Here is a 22,663-nt window from a genome sequence, read left to right as displayed (position 1 = left end):
AGGTACGTGCCCGGAGGCGGCGGGGGGTGGGCGGCGCGGTCGTAGCGCGCCTCGGCGACCGGGTCCTGGGCGGAGAGATCCTGCGCCCGGTAGGGATCCTGGTCGTAGGCGTCCTGGAGGTACATGTCCGCGGGGGGCTGCGGCGGCACCTGGCCGTGTTCGGGCGGCGGACCCTCGGGGTAGCCCGAGCCGCCCGCGCCCTGACCGCGGTCACCGTCGTACGGCGCGTTCATGGTTACCCCACCTCATCGTCCCCGGGCCCACCGGCCACGACATCGCTCAACGGTCCACTCTCTCACCCGTGCCGGACGGGTCGGCGCTTTCCGGTGCGGTGTCCGGTGTCGGGTCACTCGGCTGCTCCGGGTCGTCTGCCCGGGACGGAGTGCCTGACTCCTCCTTGAGACGGTCCTGGGGGCCCTCTGGGCTCTCCGGCCCGTCGGGATCCTCGGCCGCCCCGTCGTCGGGCCCCTCCGGGCCCTCCTCCTCGGCCTGGCGGGCGACGGCGCGCTTGCGGTGGGTGTACATCCGGAAGCCGGCCAGGACGAGCAGCAGGACACCGCCGCCGATGACCAGCATGACGGTGGCCGTGACCTCGGTGACCTTCACGTCGAACCGGACGGCCTGTCCGTACTGCTGGCCGTCCTCCGTGTACAACTGGGCGACCACTTCGACCTTGCCGTTGGCGTTGGCCGTCGTGGTGAACTTGACCGACTGGCTGTGCCCGCCGTTGACCGTGACCCGACGCTCCGTGTAGGCCTCGCCGCCGATCTTGAGGCGCGTGGGGTTCGTCGAGGTGAGGCGCAGGACCAGGTGGTCGACGCCCTGCACGAGGTTGTTCTGCACGGTCACGGGGATCGTGGCGCTGCGGCCCGAGAGCTTGGTCTCGGACTTGTCGATCAGTTTGACCTGGTCAGTGAGATCGTCGAGATAGCCCAGCACGCTCTGGCGGAAGTTCTCCGCCTCGCCCGCCCTTCCGCGCCACGACGTGGACATCTCGCGGTTCATGGCCCGCCCGAAGGGGGTCACCACGCGGGACTCGTTGCTGAGGATCACCTGGAAGTTGTCCAGCTTGTCCTGAGTGGTCGCGATCTCCTCGAAGGCCGACCTCGGCAGCTCCTGCTTCCGCAGCGAGGAGGGGTACCTGGAGGACGACGGGATCTTCGTGGTGGCACCCGGGTCCGGCTTGGCCTTGGCCGCCGCGGCGAGATCCTGCGACTCGGTCCAGGTGCTGCCCTGAAGGGTCGTCAGTGCCTCGGCCATCGCCTGGGCCTGGCTCGCGGTCGGCATGCGCTGCGGGGCGACGACGATGCTGCGCTGCTTGTCCGTCTGCAGGTCGAGCGCCAGGCTCTGGGCCAGAAACTGCTGCTCGGCGAGCGTGGCCGCCCCGGCCTTCGTCAGATCGCCCTCGAACGCCGTCGAGAGGCGTGCGTCGGCGACCACCGCCGTCGTTCCGCCACCGATGGGGCGGGCCGCGGAGGGCGTGTACGGCAGGCCGCCGGTCTCCTGGAGGCTGTCGCTGCGGGCGATCACCTTGTCGGCTCCGGCCGAGGTGGCGACCTTGATGATCGACGGGTCCACGGCGCCGCTCACCGGCCACGCGAAGTCGGTGGTCGGTGTCACGTGGAGCACTGTTTCCACGGTGGTCGCGGCGACGTCCGTGGCGTCCTTGAGGTGGCTCAGCGAGCCGGTGACGCTGGTGCCGTTGTGGGCGAGGGACGCCAGGTCCGGATCGGCGAAGGGGAGGGCTACGACCTCCTTGCCCGCCACCGCGGACTGCAGCGCGGCCAGCCACGCCTTGGCGACCGCCTGGTGGGTGCCGGTCGTGGTGGTGTCGCCGTCGCCCTGGATCTTGTAGCTGCGGGTCATCGCGTCGACGGAGGCCAGCAGGTCCGGGTCGATCACCCAGGTGACGTCGAGATCCTTGCCCAGGGAGAGCATCTGGTCGAGCCGGCCGCCCGGGGCGATCTCCTTGGCGAGGTCGTCGTTGAGGAAGACCGGCGTCTGCTGTTCGTTGGAACCCGTCTGTGCCGTCATGTGGACGGTGGAGACGAGCGGCCACAGATACGTCGTCTTCGTCTTCGTGTCCGCGTCGTCGGGCTGCCACGGCAGGAACGTCCGCTGGATGCCCAGCACCTGGTCCCACGGCTGGGCGGAGGTCTGACCGGAGAGCGAGACACCGAGCGGGTAGACGCCGTCGTCGCCGAGATCCAGCTTGTCGACCGGCACGGAGAGCGTGAAGGGCTCTGCGACGCCGGGAGTGAGCTTGGAGAACTTCTGCGTGTACTTGTCGTCGATCTCCGAGCCGTCGAGACCCTGGACGTAGCCGGTGCGCTCGGCGACGCTGTCGATCGCCGAGCGAGTGCTCAGCGCCTGTCCCAGGCGCAGGCCCACATGCGCGTCGGTGACCGCCTGCTTGCCGTTGTTCGTCACCGTCCCGGAGACGGTCAGGGTGTCCCCGTCCGTGGGGATGCCGGGGGTGAGTGTGTCCACCGAGACGGACACTGTCTGCGAGCCGGAGGCGGCCAGCGCGGAGGTCTGCTCGGCAGCGCCGGCGGGCGCGGCGACGGACATCTGGAGGAGGCCGGCCAGCAGAGGCGCCCCGGCGAGCAGTGCGCCGGTGCGCCGGAGCCACCGGCGGGCAGGTGAGGGACACGTCCCCTGGAAGTCTGCCGCCTCGGCCACGCGCTCGCCCGTCCCTCGTCATCGTCAGTGGTCGTCGCAATGTGCGTCCACGCATGGTAACGATGCGCGCTGAGGGGAAGTGCCGCGGACTGCTCCACAAGATCGCAGATCGATATCGGTGAGTCCTGTATGTGCGTGCATAAAGGGGAACACTCAGATACGTCGCAAGGGCTGAGCTTGTGCAGGTATCGGGGGATGTATTCGTGGACATTTAATGGAGGCGCCCATGGTCGCCCGGGCCACGTACCCTTTTCTGTTGTGCCGAACGCCAACGAAGACAACCCCAGTGCCCTGAGCCAGGTGCAGCAGCGCGCGGTGCGCGAACTGCTGCGGGTGGCTCCCGTCGCCGACGACCTCGCCCGCCGTTTCCAGGAGGCCGGGTTCTCCCTCGCCCTGGTCGGCGGCTCGGTCCGCGACGCGCTGCTAGGCCGGCTCGGCAATGACCTGGACTTCACGACGGACGCGCGACCCGAGGACGTACTGAAGATCGTCCGTCCATGGGCGGACGCCGTGTGGGAGGTCGGGATCGCCTTCGGCACGGTGGGGGTCCAGAAGGACGCCCGTGTCGGAGACGTCGACCGACGCTTCCAGATCGAGGTGACCACCTATCGGTCGGAGGCGTACGACCGGACCTCGCGCAAGCCCGAGGTGTCGTACGGCGACTCCATCGATGAGGATCTCGTCCGGCGCGACTTCACGGTGAACGCGATGGCTGTCGCACTCCCGGAGAAGGAGTTCATCGACCCGCACGGCGGTCTCGGCGACCTCGCGGCCCGGGTGCTGCGTACCCCGGGTACTCCCGAGGAGTCCTTCTCGGACGATCCCCTGCGGATGATGCGAGCGGCCCGCTTCGCCGCGCAGCTCGACTTCGAGGTCGCCCCCGAAGTCGTCACGGCGATGACGGAGATGTCCGGGCGGATCGAGATCGTTTCGGCCGAGCGGGTGCGCGACGAGCTGAACAAGCTGATCGTCTCCGCGTACCCCCGCAAGGGCCTGACGCTGCTCGTCGACACCGGTCTCGCCGACCATGTCCTGCCCGAGCTGCCCGCCCTGCGTCTGGAGAGCGACGAGCACCACCGGCACAAGGACGTCTACGAACACACGCTGATCGTGCTGGAGCAGGCGTTCGAACTGGAGGAGAACGGTCCCGACCTGACCCTCCGCCTGGCCGCGCTGCTGCACGACATCGGCAAGCCGCGCACCCGGCGCTTCGAGAACGACGGCCGGGTCTCGTTCCACCATCACGAGGTGGTCGGCGCGAAGATGACCAAGAAGCGCATGCTGGCGCTCAAGTACTCCAACGAGCTGGTGAAGGACGTCTCGCGTCTTGTCGAACTCCACCTGCGTTTCCACGGCTACGGCACCGGCGAGTGGACCGACTCGGCCGTCCGGCGCTACGTCCGTGACGCCGGCCCGCTCCTCGACCGACTCCACAAGCTGACCCGCTCGGACTGCACCACACGGAACAAACGCAGGGCCGCCGCACTGTCCCGTGCGTATGACGGGCTGGAAGAACGCATCGCGCAGCTTCAGGAGCAGGAGGAGCTGGACTCGATCCGTCCTGACCTCGATGGCAACCAGATCATGGAGATCCTGGGCGTCACGCCGGGGCCGGTCATCGGTCGCGCCTACAAGTTCCTGCTGGAACTGCGGCTGGAGAACGGGCCGATGGAGCATGAGGCGGCGGTGGCCGCACTCAAGGAGTGGTGGGCCTCGGAGAACTGAGGCCATGGAACAGGGTCATGTTTCACGTGAAACATGACCCCGAACAGCATCAGGGGCGGTGTTTCACGTGAAACATGAGACACCGCCCCGCGCTGTGCAACTGCCTTACTTCTTGTAGTCCTTCAGGCAGAGCAGGAAGTCGCTGCCGTCACCGCTCTCGGTGTACGAGTACTGGAAGTCCTTCGCGGCTGCCGAGCACTTGGTGTCGGCCTCGCTCGCAGAGTAATTGCCGCTGATCTTGGCCAGCACCGTGTACTGGGCCTTCGCGTCGCTGCATTTCACGACCTTGAGCTTCGGGTCGGTGTCGCTGCTGCTGCCCCGGTGCATGCAGTCACCGACCTTCGCCGTGTCGGGGGCGTTCTGGTTCGATATGACGCCGTAGATGGCGGCGCCGATGCCTATCACGATGATGATGGCGAGCCGGATCAGCTTGGGGCTGAACCGGCGCCTCGGCTGCGCCGGGACCGGGGCGAACGGAGCCGCGCCCTGCGGCGGGAACCCGGGCTGGCCGGGCTGCTGCGGGTAGCCGCCCTGAGGCGGATACGGAGCCTGGCCCTGCGGCGGGTAGGGAGCCTGTGCCTGAGGCTCGCCGTAGGGCTGCTGGCCCTGGGCGTATGGGTTCGGGCTCTGAGGCGGCGGAGTTGTCATTGGGGTCCCCCCTGGAACGTGGGCGCATGACGCGGCATCGGCACGCGGCATGGTGCGAAGTAAGACGCACGTAAGTTACCGGCACCCACTGACACCGCTGTGACCCGGATCGACTCCGTGTCAGTGATGTGACACTTTCCGGCGCTCAAAGTGGGCCATAGCCGCAGCAACTGCCGAGTAGATAACGGCGACCGTGACCACCAGAGTCACCGAGCGGCCGTCCGGCGGCAGTACCAGGGCTGCCATCGCCGCCGCGCCGACGAAAGCGACGTTGAACAGTACGTCGTAGACGGAGAAGATCCGGCCACGGAAGCCGTCGTCCACCAAGAACTGCACGATCGTGTCCGTCGCGATCTTCGCGCCCTGTGTGGTCAGGCCCAGGACGAAGGCCGCAGCCAGCATCGGGGCGGTGGTGAACAGGAGGCCGAGGGCCGGTTCCAGGACCGCGGCGCCCGCGGCGCACACGGCGATCCAGCGGCCGGGGCCCAGTCGTCCGGCGGCCCAGGGAGTCACCACGGCCGCCACGAAGAAGCCGGCGCCGGAAACCCCCAACGCCAGCCCCAGCAGGCGCAGTCCGTCGTCCGGGGTCGACGACAGGGCGTACCGGCAGAGCATCAGCAGCAGGACCGTCAGGGCGCCGTAGCAGAAGCGCATCAGTGTCATCGCGAGGAGAGCCCGGACCGCCTCCCGGCGTTGCGGCGCGGCGAGATGGCGTAGCGCCGCGTTGAGGTCCCTGGCGGTGCTGGCGAGGGCTGTTGCCAGTCGGGGGCGGGTCAACGCGAGGTCAGGGCCGAGGAGTTCGGGGGCCATGCGCAAGGCGGTGAGGGCCGCGCACAGATACAGGGCGGCGCCCAGCAGGACCACCGTGGCGGCGGTGTCCGCGACCAGCAGCCGGACGACGAAGGCGAGGCCGCCGCCCGCGGTCGCCGCCAGCGTTCCGGCCGTGGGGGAAAGGGAGTTGGCGAGGACGAGCCGTTCGTCGTCGACCACGCGAGGGAGCGCGGCGGACAGGCCGGCGAGGACGAAGCGGTTGACGGCGGTGACGCACAGGGCGGAGACGTAGAAGAGCCAGTCCGGGACGTGACTCACCATCAGGACGGCGGTGGCCGCGGCCAGCAGGGCGCGCAGCAGGTTGCCGTAGAGGAAGACCTGGCGGCGGCGCCAGCGGTCCAGGAGGACGCCGGCGAAGGGGCCGACGAGGGAGTACGGGAGGAGCAGGACCGCCATCGCGGAGGCGATCGCGGTGGCCGAGGTCTGTTTCTCAGGGGAGAAGACGACGTAGGCGGCGAGTGCGACCTGATAGACGCCGTCCGCGCCTTGGGAGAGCAGTCGTACGGCGAGCAGGCGCCGGAAGCCCTGGAAGCGCAGAAGGACGCGCAGGTCATGGACGACGGCCATGGGCACAGCCTCACATACGAGGAGGGTCCCCGGGCGGAATGCCCCGGGGACCCTCGACGAGCGGACCGGCGGGTCCTAGCGCTCGACCTCGCCCTTGATGAACTTCTCGACGTTCGCGTAGGCCTCGTCGTCGAAGTACTGGACCGGCGGGGACTTCATGAAGTAGCTCGACGCGGAGAGGATCGGGCCGCCGATGCCGCGGTCCTTGGCGATCTTCGCGGCGCGCAGGGCGTCGATGATGACACCCGCGGAGTTCGGGGAGTCCCAGACCTCCAGCTTGTACTCCAGGTTCAGCGGGACGTCGCCGAAGGCACGGCCCTCGAGGCGGACGTAGGCCCACTTGCGGTCGTCGAGCCACTGGACGTAGTCCGACGGGCCGATGTGGACGTTCTTCTCGCCCAGGTCGCGGTCCGGGATCTGCGAGGTGACGGCCTGCGTCTTCGAGATCTTCTTGGACTCCAGGCGGTCGCGCTCCAGCATGTTCTTGAAGTCCATGTTGCCGCCGACGTTGAGCTGCATCGTGCGCTCGAGGCGGACACCGCGGTCTTCGAACAGCTTCGCCATCACGCGGTGCGTGATGGTGGCGCCGACCTGCGACTTGATGTCGTCGCCGACGATCGGGACGCCCGCCTCGGTGAACTTGTCCGCCCACTCCTTGGTGCCGGCGATGAAGACCGGGAGGGCGTTGACGAACGCGACCTTGGCGTCGATGGCGCACTGGGCGTAGAACTTCGCCGCGTCCTCGGAACCGACGGGCAGGTAGCAGATGAGGACGTCGACCTGCTTGTCCTTGAGGATCTGGACGACGTCGACCGGGGTCTCGTCGGACTCCTCGATCGTCATCCGGTAGTACTTGCCCAGGCCGTCGAGGGTGTGACCGCGCTGGACCGTGACGCCCTTGTTCGGGACGTCGCAGATCTTGATGGTGTTGTTCTCGCTGGCACCGATGGCGTCGGAGAGGTCGAGGCCGACCTTCTTCGCGTCGACGTCGAACGCGGCGACGAACTCGACGTCACCGACGTGGTAGTCGCCGAACTGGACGTGCATCAGACCCGGGACCTTGGCCGCCGGATCGGCGTCCTTGTAGTACTCGACGCCCTGTACCAGTGAGGCGGCGCAGTTGCCCACGCCGACGATGGCTACGCGAACCGAACCCATTCCGGTTGCTCCCTGTGTGTGCGAGGTGAGGCCCTGACTGGACCTCATGTGGTGGTGTCATCGGACGGATCCGGCCCGGGGGTGGCACCCCCGAGCCGGGGCAGGCCGCCCGACTCCCCAGATGTGCTGTCCTGCTGAGCGGTGCCGTCCGGAACGGGACCCTTCAGGTCACGTCCGGCCCGCTCACTCTCGATGAGCTCGTTCAGCCAGCGCACTTCGCGCTCCACGGACTCCATTCCGTGGCGCTGGAGCTCAAGGGTGTAGTCGTCGAGGCGCTCCCGGGTCCGCGCCAGGGAGGAACGCATCTTCTCCAGACGCTCCTCCAGCCGGCTGCGGCGGCCCTCCAGTACGCGCATGCGTACGTCGCGTGACGTCTGCCCGAAGAAGGCGAAACGAGCGGCGAAATGTTCGTCCTCGTACGCGTCGGGCCCCGTCTGCGAGAGCAGCTCCTCGAAGTGCTCCTTACCTTCCGCCGTCAACCGGTAGACGATCTTGGCGCGACGCCCCGCGAGTGTGGCCGTGAGGGCGTCCTCAGGAGTGTTCCCCGTCTCCTCGATCAACCAGCCGTTGGCGACCAGCGTCTTGAGGCAGGGATAGAGCGTCCCGTAGCTGAACGCACGGAACACACCCAGTGATGTGTTGAGTCGTTTTCGCAGCTCATAGCCGTGCATCGGGGATTCGCGGAGCAGGCCGAGGATGGCGAACTCAAGGATGCCGGAGCGTCTGCTCATCGTCGCCTCCTCCCTGTCCGCGGTCCGACCGTGCCGGTCCTTATGCCGAGCTGATGTATCGACTCGATACATCCAGACGATAGAACGGCCTTCCGGATGCGACAAGTGGGGAGATGGTGAGCGGCGTCACATCACTGATTCGTTGGAAGCAAGTTGCCTGATTTGGGGTGAACTTCGGGGCTAAGCAGGTTTTGACGGTGCGTAGTCTGTGCGGCATGCACACCACCGGGAACCAAGTGACGCGTGGGGGCGTCAACGTCCCCGGTGCGGTACGGATGAATGCAGAACCGACCACATCCGTACTTCGGGGGGACCGGAAACCAGCCGCCGTTTCCAGGCGCGCACGGGTGCGCCTGCCCGAGGAGTAATCGTTCGATGAGCGAGCACCGTCGCAAACCGCCGCAGCCGCAGGGAGGCGGACGTGCCGCGGACCGACGCGGCCAGTCCGGACCGACCTCCGGCCGCCGCGCGGCACCGCGAGGCGCCACCACCGGGTCTCCATCCGATTCCTATGGGTCCAACCCCGCCGACGCGGGGGGTGACGACCGCCAGTACGGCAGCCGTGCCGAAGCCCGTCGGGCCACGCAGAGAGGCGGCGGCCGTCGTAGAGGGGCCGAGCCGGCAGGCCGAGGTCCCGGGGGTCCGAACGGGCCCGGCCGGGGCAGAGGACGCGGTCCCGCGCCCGGCAAGAAGAGGTTCATCGACTATCCGCGCTTCGACAAGTACGGATGGCGCCGCTGGGTGCCCTCCTGGCGGCTTGTCTCCACCCTGTGCCTGTTGTTCTTCGGCAGCATCGTGGCCGCGGTCGGTGTCGGCTACGCCATGGTCAGCATCCCCAGCGAGAACACCGCGGCCAAGTCGCAGAACAACGTCTACTACTGGTCCAACGGCGATCAGATGGTCGCCACGGGCACCGGCGCCAACCGTCAGAACATCACCATCGCCGACATCCCGAAGGCCATGCAGTGGTCGGTGATCTCGGCCGAGAACAAGAGCTTCTACACGGACTCGGGCGTCGACCCCATGGGTATCGCCCGGGCCCTGGTCAACATGGCCCGGGGCGGTGAGACGCAGGGTGGTTCGACGATCACCCAGCAGTTCGTCAAGAACACCTACCTGAGCCAGGAACAGACGGTCAGCCGTAAGTTCAAGGAGATGTTCATCTCCATCAAGGTGGGGACGCAGCTCAGCAAGGAGCAGGTTCTCCAGGGCTACCTGAACACCTCGTACTACGGCCGCGGCGCCTACGGCATACAGGCCGCCGCGCAGACCTACTACGGCGTGGACGCGGTCAAGCTGACGCCCAGTCAGTGTGCCTTCCTGGCCGCCCTGTTGAAGGGTCCGACGTACTACGACCCGATCGGCGCCACGAACATCGACCCCGCGGCGACCTCCGACGCCAACCGCAAACGCTCCGAGGACCGATGGAGCTGGATCCTCGAGCAGATGCACAACGACAAACACATCACGGACGCCGAGTACCAGACGGCCATCAAGAAGTACCCCGAGCCCCAGGGCCTGAAGGCGACCAAGGGCATGACCGGCCAGATCAGCTACCTGGTCGACACGGCCAAGAAGTACGTCCTGAACCACTCGAACATCTCGCAGACCGAGTTCGACAAGGGCGGCTTCCAGATCTACACGACCTTCGAGAAGGACAAGGTCAACGAACTGAGCGCGGCCGTGAAGAAGGTCCAGAAGGAGCGCATCGACCCGAAGAAGCGCAGTCTGGACAAGTACGTCCAGTTCGGCGCGGCGTCGGTGAGGCCCAAGGACGGAGCGATCGTCGCCCTCTACGGAGGTGACGGTTACGAGAACGGCCACTTCACCAACAACGCCGACACCTCGGGTGTCCCCGTGGGTTCGACCTGGAAGCCGTTCGTGCTCGCCGCGGCCATGGAGTACGGCACCTACAAGACCGATGGCGTGGGTATCTCGCCGCTGAGCAAGTACAACGGCGACGATCACCTCAAGGTCGAGAACCAGGACGGTTCGTACGTCCTGAACAAGGACGGCTCGACGTTCTACCAGAACAACGAGAGCAACTATCCCTGGGGCTACATCACGCTCCGCAAGGCGATGGAACAGTCCATCAACACGCCGTACGTGCAGCTGGGTATGGATGTCGGGATGACGAAGGTGAAGGCCGTCGCGAAGTCGGCGGGCATCCTGGACTCCAGTATGGCGAAGGATCTCAACGCGTCCTTCGCGATCGGTACGTCGACACCCAGCGCGATCCGGATGGCCGACGCCTATGCGACGTTCGCCGCCTCGGGCAAGCAGGCGGACCCGTACTCGGTGACGTCCGTCAAGCAGGGCGGACAGCCGGTACCCGGCTTCGAGAAGCCCGCTGTGAAGCAGGCGATGCCGGAGAACGTGGCGAACAACGTCACGGACACCCTGGAGAACGTCATCCAGAACGGTACGGCGAAGAACGCGAAGGTTCTGGGTCGTGCGGCGGCCGGCAAGACCGGTACCACCGACAGCAACAAGTCGGCCTGGTTCGTCGGCTACACCCAGCAGCTCTCGACGTCGATCGCGATGTTCAGGGAGAACCCCAAGGACGCCGAGCTGCTCTCCATGAACGGCACGGCGGGCGTGGCGTCCATCCACGGTGGTGACATCCCGACATCGATCTGGACCGAGTACATGGAGTCCGCACTCAAGGGCGATTCCGACCCGGGCTTCCCGGACGCCACCAAGATCGACAAGGTCCAGAACGAGGACGGAGCACCGTCTCCCACTCCGACGCCCGTGGTGACGCCGAGCGAGACGCCCACCGAGACGCCGAGCGAGACGCCCAGTGAGACGCCGAGTTCGACGCCATCGGCAACCGAGTCCTGCCGGTTCAGCTGGCAGTGCAGTGACGACGGCGGCACCGACGGAGGCGCGACGTCCACGCCGACGGACACGGCTACTGCGACGGAGTCCAGCGGCACCAACAATGGCAACGGCAATGGGGGCATCTTCGGAGGCTCAACCGGTTAGCCGCCATACCGTCTGTGTTGGGTGTTTCACGTGAAACACCCAACACGGGGTGTTTCACGTGAAACAGGGGCCGTCGCATCCACCGGGTTGCGGCGGCCCTCGGCGTACTCCTAGGTGTGTACGGCAGGATGTGCCCCATGCCCAGTGCAGAACTGACGCCCACGAGCGTGCACGAGCCGGATCCGGTGAAGCCGACCAAGGTCGACCAGGTCGCCGCCGCCGGTAGCGAACTGATCGGTGGCCCCATCGGCCGGCGGGCCCTTCTCGGGGCGTCCTGGTGGACTCCCGTACGGGTCGTCGCGCTGGTGGCGATCGGTATGTTCGCCCTCGGACTGGTCCAGAAGGCGCCCTGCTACAACAGCGGTTGGTTCTTCGGCGCGAGTTCGCAGTACACGCACGCGTGCTACTCGGACATCCCGCACCTCTACCAGGGACGCGGTTTCGCCGACGGGCTCGTCCCGTACTTCGACAAGCTCCCCGGCGACATGCAGTACCTCGAATACCCGGTGCTGACCGGTGTGTTCATGGAGGTGGCCGCCTGGCTCACCCCGGGCAGCGGCAGCATCCAGCACCAGGAACAGTGGTACTGGATGGTCAACGCCGGGATGCTGATGGTGTGCGCCGCCGTCATCGTCGTATGCGTCAGCCGCACGCACGCCCGCCGGCCCTGGGACGGACTGCTGGTCGCCCTGGCACCCGCCTTCGCGCTGACCGCCACCATCAACTGGGACCTCCTGGCGGTCGCTCTGACGGCCTCGGCGATGCTGATGTGGTCCCGGGGCCGATCCCTCGCTTTCGGCGTCCTGTTGGGCCTTGCCACGGCCGCCAAGCTGTATCCCGTCTTTCTCCTCGGCCCGCTGTTCCTGTTGTGCTGGCGCGCGGGCAAGTGGCGGGACTTCGGGAAGGCGTTCGGCGGAACCGCGGTCGCCTGGCTGGCGGTGAACCTGCCGGTGATGCTCTTCGCCTTCGACGGCTGGTCGAAGTTCTACACGTTCAGCCAGGAACGGGGCGTCGACTTCGGGTCGTTCTGGCTGATCCTGGCCCAGAACTCCACCGACCCCCTCAGCACCGACACCGTCAACACGTTCGCGACCCTGCTGATGCTCCTGTGCTGCGGAGCCATCGCGGCGCTCACGCTGACCGCTCCGCGCCGGCCGCGCTTCGCCCAGCTGGCCTTCCTGATCGTCGCGGCGTTCATCCTGACCAACAAGGTCTACTCGCCGCAGTACGTGCTGTGGCTGGTCCCTCTGGCCGTGCTGGCCCGGCCGAAGTGGCGGGACTTCCTGATCTGGCAGGCGTGCGAGGTGGCGTACTTCCTGGGGATCTGGATGTACCTCGCATACACGACCAGCGGAGACGCCCACAAGGGCCTGCCGACCGACGGCTATCACTGGGCCATCGGTCTGCACCTCCTGGGCACGCTCTACCTGTGTGCCATGATCGTGCGCGACATCCTCATGCCGGAGCGGGACGTGGTGCGCCTGGCGGGCGACGACGACCCCTCGGGCGGGGTGCTCGACCGCGCGGAGGACGTGTTCGTGTTCGGAGCCGCAGCCCGTCCCGGACGGCATGCGGCCCCCTTCGACGGACCGCAGGTGGAATGGGGCGGCGACGGCATGACAGACCGTTCGCTCTGAGCGAACAGGGCCTGGCCAGGACACGCGAAAGGCCGTACACGGAAGGTTCCGTGTACGGCCTTTCTGCTGCTTCGGGGAGGCTCAGCGATCGACGATGCGGTCGAACTGGGTTGTGGTGTGCCGCAGATGGGCCACCAGCTCCTCGCCCACCTTCGGCTCGGCCGCTTCCGAGGGCACGAACAGGATCGAGACCTGCATGTGCGGGGGCTCGGCGAACCAGCGCTGCTTGCCGTCCCAGACGAACGGGGAAAGGTTCCGGTTCACCGTGGCCAGGCCGGCGCGGGCGACGCCCTTGGCGCGCGGCATGACGCCGTGCAGCGCCTTGGGGGCCTCCAGGCCCACCCCGTGCGACGTACCGCCCGCCACGACCACCAGATAGCCGTCCGAGGCCGCCTTCTGCTGCCGGTAACCGAAGCGGTCGCCCTTCGCGACCCGGGTGACGTCCAGCACGGCCCCGCGGTACTCGGTGGCCTCGTGGTCCCCCAGCCACAGCCGGGTGCCGATGCGGGCGCGGAAGCGGGTCTGCGGGAACTGCTGCTGCAGCCGGGCGAGTTCCTCGGCCTTGAGGTGGCTGACGAACATCGTGTGCAGCGGCAGCCGCGCGGCACGCAGCCGGTCCATCCAGCCGATGACCTCCTCGACGGCGTCCGAGCCGTCGGTGCGGTCCAGCGGGAGGTGGATGGCGAAGCCCTCCAGGCGGACGTTCTCTATGGCCGAGTGCAACTGCGGCAGTTCCTGCTCGCTGACGCCGTGCCGCTTCATCGAGGACATCACCTCGATCACCACACGGGCGCCCACGAGGCCGTACACACCGTCGATGGACGACACCGAGCGGATCACCCGGTCCGGCAGCGGAACGGGCTCCTCGCCGCGACGGTACGGCGTCAGCACCAGCAGGTCGCCCCCGAACCAGTCCTTGATCCGGGCGGCCTCGTACGTCGTGCCGACGGCGAGGACGTCCGCGCCCAGACGCGTCGCCTCCTCCGCGAGACGCTCGTGCCCGAAGCCGTAGCCGTTGCCCTTGCAGACCGGGACGAGCCCCGGGAACTGCTCGGCCACGTGCTTGTGATGCGCCCGCCAGCGCGCAGTGTCGACGTAGAGCGTGAGCGCCATGGCCGGACCTGGAACCTTTCGGGTGGCTGCGGTGTATCAGGAGTATGAGAACTGTCGACGCTATCGAAGCGAGGACCGTCTGGTCAGCGGCGCGACATGTAGATGTCGAGCGCCTTGTGGAGCAGCTTGTTCAGCGGGAAGTCCCACTCGCCGAGGTATTCGGCGGCCTGCCCGCCGGTGCCCACCTTGAACTGGATCAGACCGAAGAGGTGGTCGGTCTCGTCCAGCGAGTCGGAGATGCCGCGCAGGTCGTACACGGTGGCGCCGAGCGCGTAGGAATCACGCAGCATCCGCCACTGCATCGCGTTCGAGGGCCGGACCTCACGCCCGATGTTGTCGGAGGCGCCGTAGGAGTACCAGACGTGTCCGCCGACCACGAGCATCGTCGCCGCCGACAGGTTCACCCCGTTGTGGCGGGCGAAGTACAGCCGCATCCGGTTGGGGTCCTCGGTGTTGAGGGCCGTCCACATGCGCTGGAAGTACGACAGCGGGCGGGGCCGGAAGTGGTCGCGCACGGCCGTGATCTCGTACAGCCGCTGCCATTCCTCAAGGTCGTGGTAACCGCCCTGGACGACCTCGACACCGGCCTTCTCGGCCTTCTTGATGTTGCGGCGCCACAGCTGGTTGAAGTTCTTGTGGACCTCTTCGAGCGAACGGTTCGCCAGCGGCACCTGGTAGACGTACCGCGGCTGGACGTCGCCGAAGCCGGCGCCGCCGTCCTCGCCCTGCTGCCAGCCCATACGGCGCAGCTTGTCGGCCACCTCGAAGGCGCGCGGCTCGATGTAGTCGGCCTCGATGTCACGCAGCCGCTTCACGTCCGGGTTCTGGATGCCCGCCTTGATGGACGTGGCCTCCCAGCGCCGGATGATGACCGGCGGGCCCATCTTCACCGAGAAGGCGCCCTGCTGCTTGAGGTGGGCCAGCATCGGCTGGATCCACTCGTCCAGATTCGGCGCGAACCAGTTGATGACCGGGCCCTCGGGCAGATAGGCCAAGTAGCGCTTGATCTTGGGGAGTTGCCGGTAGAGGACCAGGCCCACGCCGACCAGCTCGCCGGTCTTCTCGTCGAACCAGCCGAGGTTCTCGGAGCGCCACTCCGCCTTCACATCAGCCCATGCCGGGACCTGCATGTGGCTAGCCGACGGCAGGCTCTGGATGAATGCCAGATGCTGCTCTCGGCTGATGGTCCTCAGGGTCAGGCTCATTCGGGGCGCTCCTCGGGCTGGTGTGTCCCCATGGGTACAGGGGCTCCGGCTCTCGCGCCGAAGCCTACTGCGCCTTGCGAGCGCCCCGACTGGGCGTATGCAACCTTCGCCTCGGCCTGTGGGTCGCCGAGGCGTTCCGTGGTGTTTTACGCGGTGTTCGGACCGTGGTGCCGGAGTGTCAGCTGATGATGCCGCCGAACAGTCCGCCGTGCGCCATGCCGAGGAAGAAGCCGACACCGGCGGCACCGAGACCCAGGATCAGGCCGAAGCGTTCCCTCGTCGTCTCCGAGATCCACTGGCCGTACGCGCCGGTGAGGATCCCCACCAGGCCGGTCCATGAGCTGAGCAGATGCAGGTTGTGGAAGAAGCCCGTGACGAACGCGATCAGCCCGAGCACCACGGTCACCGCGAGCAGCGTGTCCTGGAGCGGATGGGGCTTGCCGTCCGTCGCGAAAAGGGAACCGGCGGTGTTGGGTCGCAATGCCTGTGCCATGTGGCACCTCCTGCGGAAGGCGGCGCGTCGTCGCGCCGGACACACCCGATGTGTACAGATTGACGCTCTCCGCCACCGGATTTCAACCGGAAGCCGGTGTGCGGGTACTCTGTACCCTCTGCACTGGTGTCTGCCCACGTCGTCATGGATCGGAATCCCCGCAAGGGGCACCCGATGTCAGTGGCGGCTGTTTTACTGGCACACACTGTTGCTTACGCATCACAACCCTCCTGCCACGGATCGACCGTGGCCGCTGAGTCCAAAGGAGGTGGGTTCCACATGCGTCACTACGAGGTGATGGTCATCCTCGACCCCGATCTGGAGGAGCGCGCTGTCTCCCCCCTGATCGAGAACTTCCTCTCCGTCGTCCGTGAGGGCAACGGAAAGGTCGAGAAGGTCGACACCTGGGGCCGTCGTCGTCTCTCGTACGAGATCAAGAAGAAGCCCGAGGGCATCTACTCGGTCATCGACCTGCAGGCCGAGCCTGCGGTCGTCAAGGAGCTCGACCGCCAGATGAACCTGAACGAGTCGGTCCTCCGGACCAAGGTCCTCCGCCCCGAGACCCACTGAGCATCCTGCTCAGCTGATCTCGGGATTCGAGTAGCAGCACCAAGCAGCCAGCAGCAAACCCGCCGAGAGGTTCCCCCATGGCAGGCGAGACCGTCATCACGGTCGTCGGCAATCTTGTCGACGACCCCGAGCTGCGCTTCACCCCTTCCGGTGCGGCGGTCGCGAAGTTCCGTGTCGCGTCCACTCCCCGCACCTTCGACCGCCAGACGAACGAGTGGAAGGACGGCGAAAGCCTCTTCCTCACCTGCTCGGTCTGGCGGCAGGCGGCGGAGAACGTCGCCGAATCGCTCCAGCGAGGCATGCGCGTCATCGTGCAGGGCCGGTTGAAGCAGCGGTCCTACGAGGACCGTGAGGGCGTCAAGCGCACGGTCTACGAACTGGACGTCGAAGAAGTCGGCGCCAGCCTGCGCAGTGCCACGGCCAAGGTCACCAAGACCGCCGGTGGCGCTCGCGGTGGCCAGGGCGGCGGCTTCGGCGGCGGCGGCGGTGGTGGCGGCCAGGGTGGCGGCGGCTGGGGTGGAAACTCCGGCGGCGGTCAGCCGGCCGGCGGCGCTCCCGCCGACGACCCGTGGGCCACCGGCGCTCCCGCCGGTGGCAGCCAGGGCGGCGGCGGTGGCGGCTGGGGTGGAAACTCCAGCGGCGGTGCCGGCGGTGCCGGCGGCTACTCGGACGAACCCCCCTTCTAGGCCTTCGGGCCGAGGGTGGGTCGTACCCACACTTCTTGATCACACAGGAGATACACCATGGCGAAGCCGCCTGTGCGCAAGCCGAAGAAGAAGGTCTGCGCATTCTGCAAGGACAAGGTCCAGTACGTGGACTACAAGGACACGAACATGCTGCGGAAGTTCATTTCCGACCGCGGCAAGATCCGTGCCCGCCGCGTGACCGGCAACTGCACGCAGCACCAGCGTGACGTCGCCACGGCCGTGAAGAACAGCCGTGAGATGGCGCTGCTGCCCTACACCTCCACCGCGCGATAAGGGAAGGGTGACCGACCAATGAAGATCATCCTCACCCACGAGGTCTCCGGCCTCGGTGCCGCGGGCGACGTCGTCGACGTCAAGGACGGTTACGCTCGCAACTACCTGATCCCGCGGAAGTTCGCTATCCGCTGGACCAAGGGTGGCGAGAAGGACGTCGAGCAGATCCGTCGTGCTCGCAAGATCCACGAGATCCAGACCATCGAGCAGGCCAACTCCGTGAAGGCCCAGCTCGAAGGCGTCAAGGTTCGTCTGGCCGTCCGCTCCGGCGACGCCGGTCGTCTCTTCGGTTCCGTCACCCCGGCCGACATCGCTTCGGCGATCAAGGCTTCCGGTGGCCCCGAGGTCGACAAGCGTCGTATCGAGCTGTCTGCCCCGATCAAGACGCTGGGCGCCCACGAGACGTCCGTGCGTCTGCACCCCGAGGTTGCCGCCAAGGTCAACATCGAGGTCATCGCGGCCTGACCGCTGCGCTCGGCATAGCTGAGAGAGGGGCCGCACCCGTTGGGGTGCGGCCCCTCTGCTGTGTTCATGGCGGTGCTACGGCGCACATGTTTCACGTGAAACGTGACGGCGAGCGGTGTTTCACGTGAAACGGTCAGCGGGTCGCGCCCGTGACGACCCATCGGCCCGAGCGAGTGCGCAGCAGAAGGGTCAGCATGCGCACCGTCATCATCAGGGTCATCGCTCCCCAGAGAGCGGTCAGTCCGGCACCGAAGACCGGTACGAGCAGAGCCACCGGGGCGAAGACCGCCAGGGTCACCAACATGGCTCCTGCGAGATACGGCCCGTCTCCCGCACCCATCAGCACCCCGTCCAGGACGAAGACGACACCGCAGATCGGCTGCGAGAGCGCCACCACGATCAGGGCGGGCAGCGCGGTGTCCTTGACGGTGGAGTCACTGGTGAACAGCAGGAGGAACAGTGGTCGGGACACGATCACCAGGAGACCGAGCACCACTCCGACGGCGATGCCCCACTGCACCATGCGGCGGCAGGCGGCTCGGGCCCCTTGTGCATCGCCCGCACCGAGGTAGCGGCCGATGATGGCCTGGCCCGCGATGGCGATGGCGTCGAGCGCGAAGGAGAGGAGGGACCACAGGGACAGGATGATCTGGTGGGCGGCGATGTCGGCATCCCCGAGGCGGGCGGCGACCGCTGTCGCGATCAGGAGGATCGCTCTCAGGGAGAGCGTGCGCACCAGGAGAGGTGCGCCCGCCTGTGCCGATGCGCGGATCCCTGTTGCGTCGGGGCGGAGCGAGGCTCCATGCCGGCGAGCCCCTCGGACGACCACGACGAGATACACGGCGGCCATCCCCCACTGGGCGATGACAGTGCCCCAGGCGGAACCGGCGATGCCGAGGTCGGCGCCGTAGACGAGCCCCAGGTTGAGGACGCCGTTGGCGACGAAGCCGGTGATGGCGACGTACAGCGGTGTTTTTGTGTTCTGCAACCCGCGGAGGACTCCGGTGGCGGCGAGTACGACCAGCATCGCCGGGATGCCGAGGGAGGAGATCCGTAGATAGGTCGTCGCGTAGGGGGCTGCCGTGTCCGAGGCCCCGAAGAGGTTGACGAAGGCGGGTGCCGAGGGGAGGACGACGGCGATGACGGTGGCACCTATCAGCAGGGCGAGCCAGATGCCGTCCATGCCCTGGCGGATGGCCGCCTGGAGATCGCCCGCGCCGACACGCCGGGCGACGGCCGCCGTGGTGGCGTAGGCGAGGAAGACGAAGACGCTCACAGCTGTCATCAGGAGGGCGGAGGCCACGCCGAGTCCGGCCAGTTGTGCTGTGCCGAGATGGCCCACGATCGCGCTGTCGGCCATGACGAAGAGGGGCTCGGCGACGAGTGCGCCGAAGGCCGGGACGGCCAGCGTGACGATCTCGCGGTCGTGCCGGCGTCGGGTGGCCCTGGTGGTCGCGGGAGCCTGTGTCATGAGCACTAATCTAATCGTCCACAGGTAAGAGATGCAATTATTGTGTGACCCTTACCTCTCGTCTCGCCCCGTGTCCTCTCGCGCACTGTTCGAAGCGATCTTGGTCCGCCTGGAGAAGTTTTTCTTCTGCACAGCCGGTGGACGGGGAAAGGGCAGGTCAGATGGGTCGTTCTCGGAGTGGAGCGGTCTTGTTCACAGGGCTGTCCACCGGGTCGTGCACAGGTTTTGGCGGGTTCTCCACAGCATCCGGGCCGTCGTCCACATGGCCTGTGGATAACCAGATTGGCTGACGGTGCCCGCGGGCCTACGGTGGACCGGCGCCCGCTCCGTCCGTCGGCCTGAAAACCATCACAAAACCGACGCGCCCGTACCGGAGTTGGGCGTCTCATTTGTCAGTGCCGTGCCGTAGAAATGAGGGGCACGGCGAGGTCCGCTCGGCGGACGGGAGGAGGTGGCTCGGTTGAGTATTTCCGAGCCCTTGGACGACCCGTGGGCCGAGAGCGGTCCAAGTGATCGTCTGCCCGCTTCCCGACGGCGCGGTGACGGAGGCCGGGGTCGCGACGAACAGCACGACCGCGGCCGGGAAGGCGGCGAGTGGGAGGGCGCGGGCTCGGCCTTCGAACGTGTGCCGCCGCAGGACCTCGATGCCGAGCAGTCCGTACTCGGCGGCATGCTCCTGTCCAAGGACGCCATCGCCGACGTCGTCGAGGTCCTCAAGGGCCACGACTTCTACAAGCCCGCGCACGAGACGATCTATCAGGCGATCCTCGACGTCTACGCCAAGGGCGAGCCGGCCGACCCGATCACCATCGCCGCCGAACTCACCAAGCGCGGCGAGATCAACAAGGTCGGCGGCGCATCGTATCTGCACACGCTTGTCCAGACCGTGCCGACGGCGGCGAACGCGGAGTACTACGCGGAGATCGTCCACGAGCGAGCGGTCCTGCGCCGCCTGGTCGAGGCCGGTACCCGCATCACGCAGATGGGATACGCGGCCGACGACGACGTCGACGAGATCGTCAACCGGGCCCAGGCCGAGATCTACGCCGTCACCGAGCAGCGGACCAGCGAGGACTACCTCCCGCTCGGCGACATCATGGAGGGCGCGCTCGACGAGATCGAGGCGATCGGCTCACGCAGCGGAGAAATGACGGGTGTGCCCACCGGGTTCACGGACCTCGACTCGCTCACCAATGGTCTGCACCCGGGCCAGATGATCGTCATCGCCGCCCGTCCCGCCATGGGCAAGTCCACACTCGCGCTGGACTTCGCGCGTGCGGCATCGATCAAGCACAACCTGCCAAGCGTCATCTTCTCCCTCGAAATGGGGCGCAACGAGATCGCGATGCGTCTGCTGTCCGCCGAGGCCCGCGTCGCCCTGCACCACATGCGTTCCGGCACCATGACCGACGAGGACTGGACCCGGCTGGCGCGTCGGATGCCCGAGGTGTCGTCCGCCCCGCTCTACATCGACGACTCCCCGAACCTGTCGATGATGGAGATCCGCGCGAAGTGCCGTCGGCTCAAGCAGCGCAGCGACATCAAGCTGGTGATCATCGACTATCTGCAGCTGATGCAGGCCGGTGGCTCCAAGCGCCAGGAGAGCCGTCAGCAGGAGGTCTCGGACATGTCCCGAAACCTCAAGCTCCTGGCGAAGGAGCTGGAGGTCCCGGTGATCGCGCTCTCGCAGCTGAACCGTGGCCCCGAGCAGCGCACCGACAAGAAGCCGATGGTGTCCGACCTGCGTGAGTCCGGCTCCATCGAGCAGGACGCCGACATGGTGATCCTGCTGCACCGCGAGGACGCCTACGAGAAGGAGTCACCGCGCGCGGGCGAGGCGGACATCATCGTGGGCAAGCACCGTAACGGTCCGACCGCGACGATCACTGTCGCCTTCCAGGGGCACTACTCGCGCTTCGTGGACATGGCGCAGACCTGACCGGGCGGCTGTGCGCGGCCGACCCGGTGCCGTGTCCCGAGAAATGTGCTCGACGTACGGCCGCCCCGCCGGATGGACTGGGGGCATGACGACATCTCAGGACGACTTGCTTCCCGGTACCCGCCGGGCGCTGCTGCGTCGGATCGCCGTGGCCCAGGCAGAGGGGCGGGCACCCTCGTTGGTCGCCGCGGTGGTGCGGGGCGGGCGGGCGGTGTGGCACGGAGCGCGGACCTCGGTGGACGGGCACGGGCCCGACGAGAACGTGCAGTACCGGATCGGCTCGATCACCAAGACGTTCACCGCCGTCCTGGTGATGCGGCTGCGGGACGAAGGCGTCCTCGATCTCGGTGACCCCCTGGAGAAGTATCTGCCGGGCACCGGCGCGGGGGAGGCCGCCATCGCCCAACTCCTCGCGCACACAAGCGGGTTGGCGGCCGAGTCGCCCGCGCCCTGGTGGGAACGGACACCTGGTTCCCTGCGCCCCGAACTCCGCGATGTACTGGGCGAGCAGCCCCTGCTGCATCCGGTCGGCCGCCGGTTCCACTATTCGAACCCCGGATACACGGTGTTGGGCGCGCTCGTCGAGGAGTTGCGCGGCGCGCCGTGGGAGGACGTACTCCGGCGGGAAGTGCTCGAACCCCTGGGCCTCCACCGCACGAGTGTTCAGCCCCAGGCACCCCACGCGGGCGCCTGGGCGGTGCATCCGTGGGCCGACGCGCTGCTGTCGGAACCCGCCGAGGATCTCGGCCTCATGGCGCCGGCCGGGCAACTCTGGTCCACCACGGGCGACTTGGCGCGGTTCGCCGTCTTCCTGGCCGACGGCGACGACCGGGTCCTGACCGCGGAGTCCGTACGGGAGATGCGGACCCCCGCGGCACCGGCAGAGGCGGCTGACGTCGTGGACGGCGCCGCCTACGGTCTCGGCCTGCAGATCCAGCAGCGCGACGGCCGACTGCTCATCGGCCACTCCGGATCGCTGCCCGGCTTCCTGGCGAACCTCACCATCAGCCTGGAGGACGACGTCTCGGCGGTGGTGCTGGCCAACTGCACCTCCGGACCACTGCTGGCATCGGTGGGCGCCGACCTCGTCCGTATCGTCGCCGAGGCCGAACCGAGGATTCCCGAGCCGTGGCGCCCGATGCCCGAAGTCGACGCCGCCGTACTGGAGTTGGCCGGCCAGTGGTACTGGGGTACGCACGGTTTCGCCCTGCGGCTGACGGCGGATGGAAAGGCCTCGCTGGAGCCATTGGCAGGCAGGGGCCGCCGCTCACGTTTCCGGGCCAACGGCGACGGCACCTGGACGGGCCTGGAGGGGTACTACGCCGGAGAGCTCCTACGGCCCGTACGGCGCCCGGACGGGTCCGTCAGTCACCTGGACCTCGGATCCTTCGTCTTCACGCGTCAGCCGTACGACGAGAGCGCTTCTGTGCCGGGTGGGGTGGACCCGGAGGGGTGGCGGG

At 67.5% G+C, this 22,663-nt stretch carries 18 protein-coding genes and 1 pseudogene; 9 read left to right on the top strand and 10 right to left on the bottom strand.

From position 1 onward, the window contains the following. Both JHN45_RS36240 and JHN45_RS36235 read right to left on the bottom strand, forming a co-directional pair. Nucleotides 1-233, bottom strand: a pseudogene (locus JHN45_RS36240) (murein biosynthesis integral membrane protein MurJ); the annotation flags it as partial. Between the two features lie 46 nt (nt 234-279). After that, nucleotides 280-2,682 (bottom strand): DUF6049 family protein, encoded by a 2,403-nt coding sequence (locus tag JHN45_RS36235; protein ID WP_200713257.1) that lies wholly within the window; start codon nt 2,680-2,682, stop codon nt 280-282. A gap of 258 nt (nt 2,683-2,940) precedes the next feature. Here JHN45_RS36235 and JHN45_RS36230 point away from each other — a divergent pair, with 258 nt between their 5' ends. Beyond that, nucleotides 2,941-4,407 (top strand): CCA tRNA nucleotidyltransferase, encoded by a 1,467-nt coding sequence (locus JHN45_RS36230; RefSeq protein ID WP_200713258.1) that lies wholly within the window; start codon nt 2,941-2,943, stop codon nt 4,405-4,407. A gap of 105 nt (nt 4,408-4,512) precedes the next feature. Here the strand turns inward: JHN45_RS36230 and JHN45_RS36225 are convergent, their stop codons facing one another. The 4 genes from JHN45_RS36225 to JHN45_RS36210 all read right to left on the bottom strand — a co-directional run bounded on the left by JHN45_RS36225 (nt 4,513) and on the right by JHN45_RS36210 (nt 8,342). Beyond that, nucleotides 4,513-5,055 (bottom strand): hypothetical protein, encoded by a 543-nt coding sequence (locus tag JHN45_RS36225; protein ID WP_200713259.1) that lies wholly within the window; start codon nt 5,053-5,055, stop codon nt 4,513-4,515. Between the two features lie 120 nt (nt 5,056-5,175). Continuing rightward, on the bottom strand, nt 5,176-6,453 hold the full coding sequence (locus tag JHN45_RS36220; protein WP_200713260.1) for an MFS transporter: 1,278 nt from the start codon (nt 6,451-6,453) through the stop codon (nt 5,176-5,178). Between the two features lie 75 nt (nt 6,454-6,528). Next, the gene (locus JHN45_RS36215; protein WP_200713261.1) at nt 6,529-7,611 is read right to left on the bottom strand and encodes an inositol-3-phosphate synthase; all 1,083 of its coding nucleotides are present in this window, start codon (nt 7,609-7,611) and stop codon (nt 6,529-6,531) included. 44 nt (nt 7,612-7,655) lie between these two features. Beyond that, nucleotides 7,656-8,342, bottom strand: coding sequence for a PadR family transcriptional regulator (locus JHN45_RS36210; protein ID WP_200713262.1), 687 nt, complete (start codon nt 8,340-8,342; stop codon nt 7,656-7,658). Nucleotides 8,343-9,083: 741 nt separating this feature from the next. Here JHN45_RS36210 and JHN45_RS36205 point away from each other — a divergent pair. Continuing rightward, entirely contained in the window at nt 9,084-11,330 is a 2,247-nt protein-coding gene (locus JHN45_RS36205) for a transglycosylase domain-containing protein (RefSeq protein WP_200713263.1), read from the top strand. A 137-nt stretch (nt 11,331-11,467) separates the two neighbouring features. Beyond that, entirely contained in the window at nt 11,468-12,967 is a 1,500-nt protein-coding gene (locus JHN45_RS36200) for a glycosyltransferase family 87 protein (protein WP_234468703.1), read from the top strand. Nucleotides 12,968-13,048: 81 nt separating this feature from the next. On the opposite strand, the gene JHN45_RS36195 is transcribed toward JHN45_RS36200, so the two are convergent. The 3 genes from JHN45_RS36195 to JHN45_RS36185 form a co-directional block, all read right to left on the bottom strand. Then, complete coding sequence (locus tag JHN45_RS36195; RefSeq protein ID WP_200713265.1) at nt 13,049-14,080, bottom strand: alanine racemase; 1,032 nt, start codon at nt 14,078-14,080, stop codon at nt 13,049-13,051. An 83-nt stretch (nt 14,081-14,163) separates the two neighbouring features. Beyond that, nucleotides 14,164-15,285 carry a peptidoglycan bridge formation glycyltransferase FemX gene (gene femX, locus JHN45_RS36190; protein ID WP_200713266.1) on the bottom strand — a complete coding sequence of 374 codons (1,122 nt, stop codon included), beginning with the start codon at nt 15,283-15,285 and terminating at the stop codon, nt 14,164-14,166. A gap of 178 nt (nt 15,286-15,463) precedes the next feature. Beyond that, entirely contained in the window at nt 15,464-15,778 is a 315-nt protein-coding gene (locus tag JHN45_RS36185) for a hypothetical protein (protein WP_200713267.1), read from the bottom strand. A gap of 279 nt (nt 15,779-16,057) precedes the next feature. On the opposite strand from JHN45_RS36185, the gene rpsF reads away from it, so the two are divergent. The 4 genes from rpsF (at nt 16,058) to rplI (ending at nt 17,793) form a co-directional block, all read left to right on the top strand. Beyond that, nucleotides 16,058-16,348, top strand: coding sequence for a 30S ribosomal protein S6 (rpsF, locus tag JHN45_RS36180; protein ID WP_006604399.1), 291 nt, complete (start codon nt 16,058-16,060; stop codon nt 16,346-16,348). Nucleotides 16,349-16,425: 77 nt separating this feature from the next. Further along, on the top strand, nt 16,426-17,034 hold the full coding sequence (locus tag JHN45_RS36175; RefSeq protein ID WP_200713268.1) for a single-stranded DNA-binding protein: 609 nt from the start codon (nt 16,426-16,428) through the stop codon (nt 17,032-17,034). Nucleotides 17,035-17,091: 57 nt separating this feature from the next. Then, nucleotides 17,092-17,328, top strand: a complete 237-nt coding sequence (gene rpsR, locus JHN45_RS36170) for a 30S ribosomal protein S18 (RefSeq protein ID WP_006381652.1) — start codon at nt 17,092-17,094, stop codon at nt 17,326-17,328. 18 nt (nt 17,329-17,346) lie between these two features. Then, on the top strand, nt 17,347-17,793 hold the full coding sequence (gene rplI / locus JHN45_RS36165) for a 50S ribosomal protein L9 (RefSeq protein ID WP_019073380.1): 447 nt from the start codon (nt 17,347-17,349) through the stop codon (nt 17,791-17,793). Nucleotides 17,794-17,926: 133 nt separating this feature from the next. Here rplI and JHN45_RS36160 read toward each other — a convergent pair whose 3' ends face one another. After that, a complete protein-coding gene (locus JHN45_RS36160; protein ID WP_200713269.1) occupies nt 17,927-19,264 on the bottom strand; it encodes an MATE family efflux transporter in 1,338 nt (445 codons plus the stop codon). Nucleotides 19,265-19,724: 460 nt separating this feature from the next. On the opposite strand from JHN45_RS36160, the gene dnaB reads away from it, so the two are divergent. Together dnaB and JHN45_RS36150 are read left to right on the top strand one after the other, a co-directional pair. Beyond that, entirely contained in the window at nt 19,725-21,203 is a 1,479-nt protein-coding gene (gene dnaB / locus JHN45_RS36155) for a replicative DNA helicase (RefSeq protein WP_200713270.1), read from the top strand. An 85-nt stretch (nt 21,204-21,288) separates the two neighbouring features. Continuing rightward, nucleotides 21,289-22,663, top strand: a 1,375-nt coding sequence (locus tag JHN45_RS36150; RefSeq protein WP_201053623.1) for a serine hydrolase, incomplete at its 3' end; no start/stop codon positions are given.

Origin of the sequence: Streptomyces sp. MBT53 (assembly GCF_016654115.1) — a bacterium.
Classification (GTDB): domain Bacteria; phylum Actinomycetota; class Actinomycetes; order Streptomycetales; family Streptomycetaceae; genus Streptomyces.
Note: the sequence above shows the minus strand (reverse complement) of the source record. Positions and strands in the feature narration are given on the sequence as shown.

Coding starts and splice junctions, on each gene's coding strand:
- JHN45_RS36225 (WP_200713259.1), bottom strand. CDS start 5,055: ATGACAACTCCGCCGCCTCAGAGCCCGAACCCATACGCCCAGGGCCAG.
- JHN45_RS36220 (WP_200713260.1), bottom strand. CDS start 6,453: ATGGCCGTCGTCCATGACCTGCGCGTCCTTCTGCGCTTCCAGGGCTTC.
- JHN45_RS36215 (WP_200713261.1), bottom strand. CDS start 7,611: ATGGGTTCGGTTCGCGTAGCCATCGTCGGCGTGGGCAACTGCGCCGCC.
- JHN45_RS36210 (WP_200713262.1), bottom strand. CDS start 8,342: ATGAGCAGACGCTCCGGCATCCTTGAGTTCGCCATCCTCGGCCTGCTC.
- JHN45_RS36200 (WP_234468703.1), top strand. CDS start 11,468: ATGCCCAGTGCAGAACTGACGCCCACGAGCGTGCACGAGCCGGATCCG.
- JHN45_RS36195 (WP_200713265.1), bottom strand. CDS start 14,080: ATGGCGCTCACGCTCTACGTCGACACTGCGCGCTGGCGGGCGCATCAC.
- femX (WP_200713266.1), bottom strand. CDS start 15,285: ATGAGCCTGACCCTGAGGACCATCAGCCGAGAGCAGCATCTGGCATTC.
- JHN45_RS36185 (WP_200713267.1), bottom strand. CDS start 15,778: ATGGCACAGGCATTGCGACCCAACACCGCCGGTTCCCTTTTCGCGACG.
- rpsF (WP_006604399.1), top strand. CDS start 16,058: ATGCGTCACTACGAGGTGATGGTCATCCTCGACCCCGATCTGGAGGAG.
- JHN45_RS36175 (WP_200713268.1), top strand. CDS start 16,426: ATGGCAGGCGAGACCGTCATCACGGTCGTCGGCAATCTTGTCGACGAC.
- rpsR (WP_006381652.1), top strand. CDS start 17,092: ATGGCGAAGCCGCCTGTGCGCAAGCCGAAGAAGAAGGTCTGCGCATTC.
- rplI (WP_019073380.1), top strand. CDS start 17,347: ATGAAGATCATCCTCACCCACGAGGTCTCCGGCCTCGGTGCCGCGGGC.
- JHN45_RS36160 (WP_200713269.1), bottom strand. CDS start 19,264: ATGACACAGGCTCCCGCGACCACCAGGGCCACCCGACGCCGGCACGAC.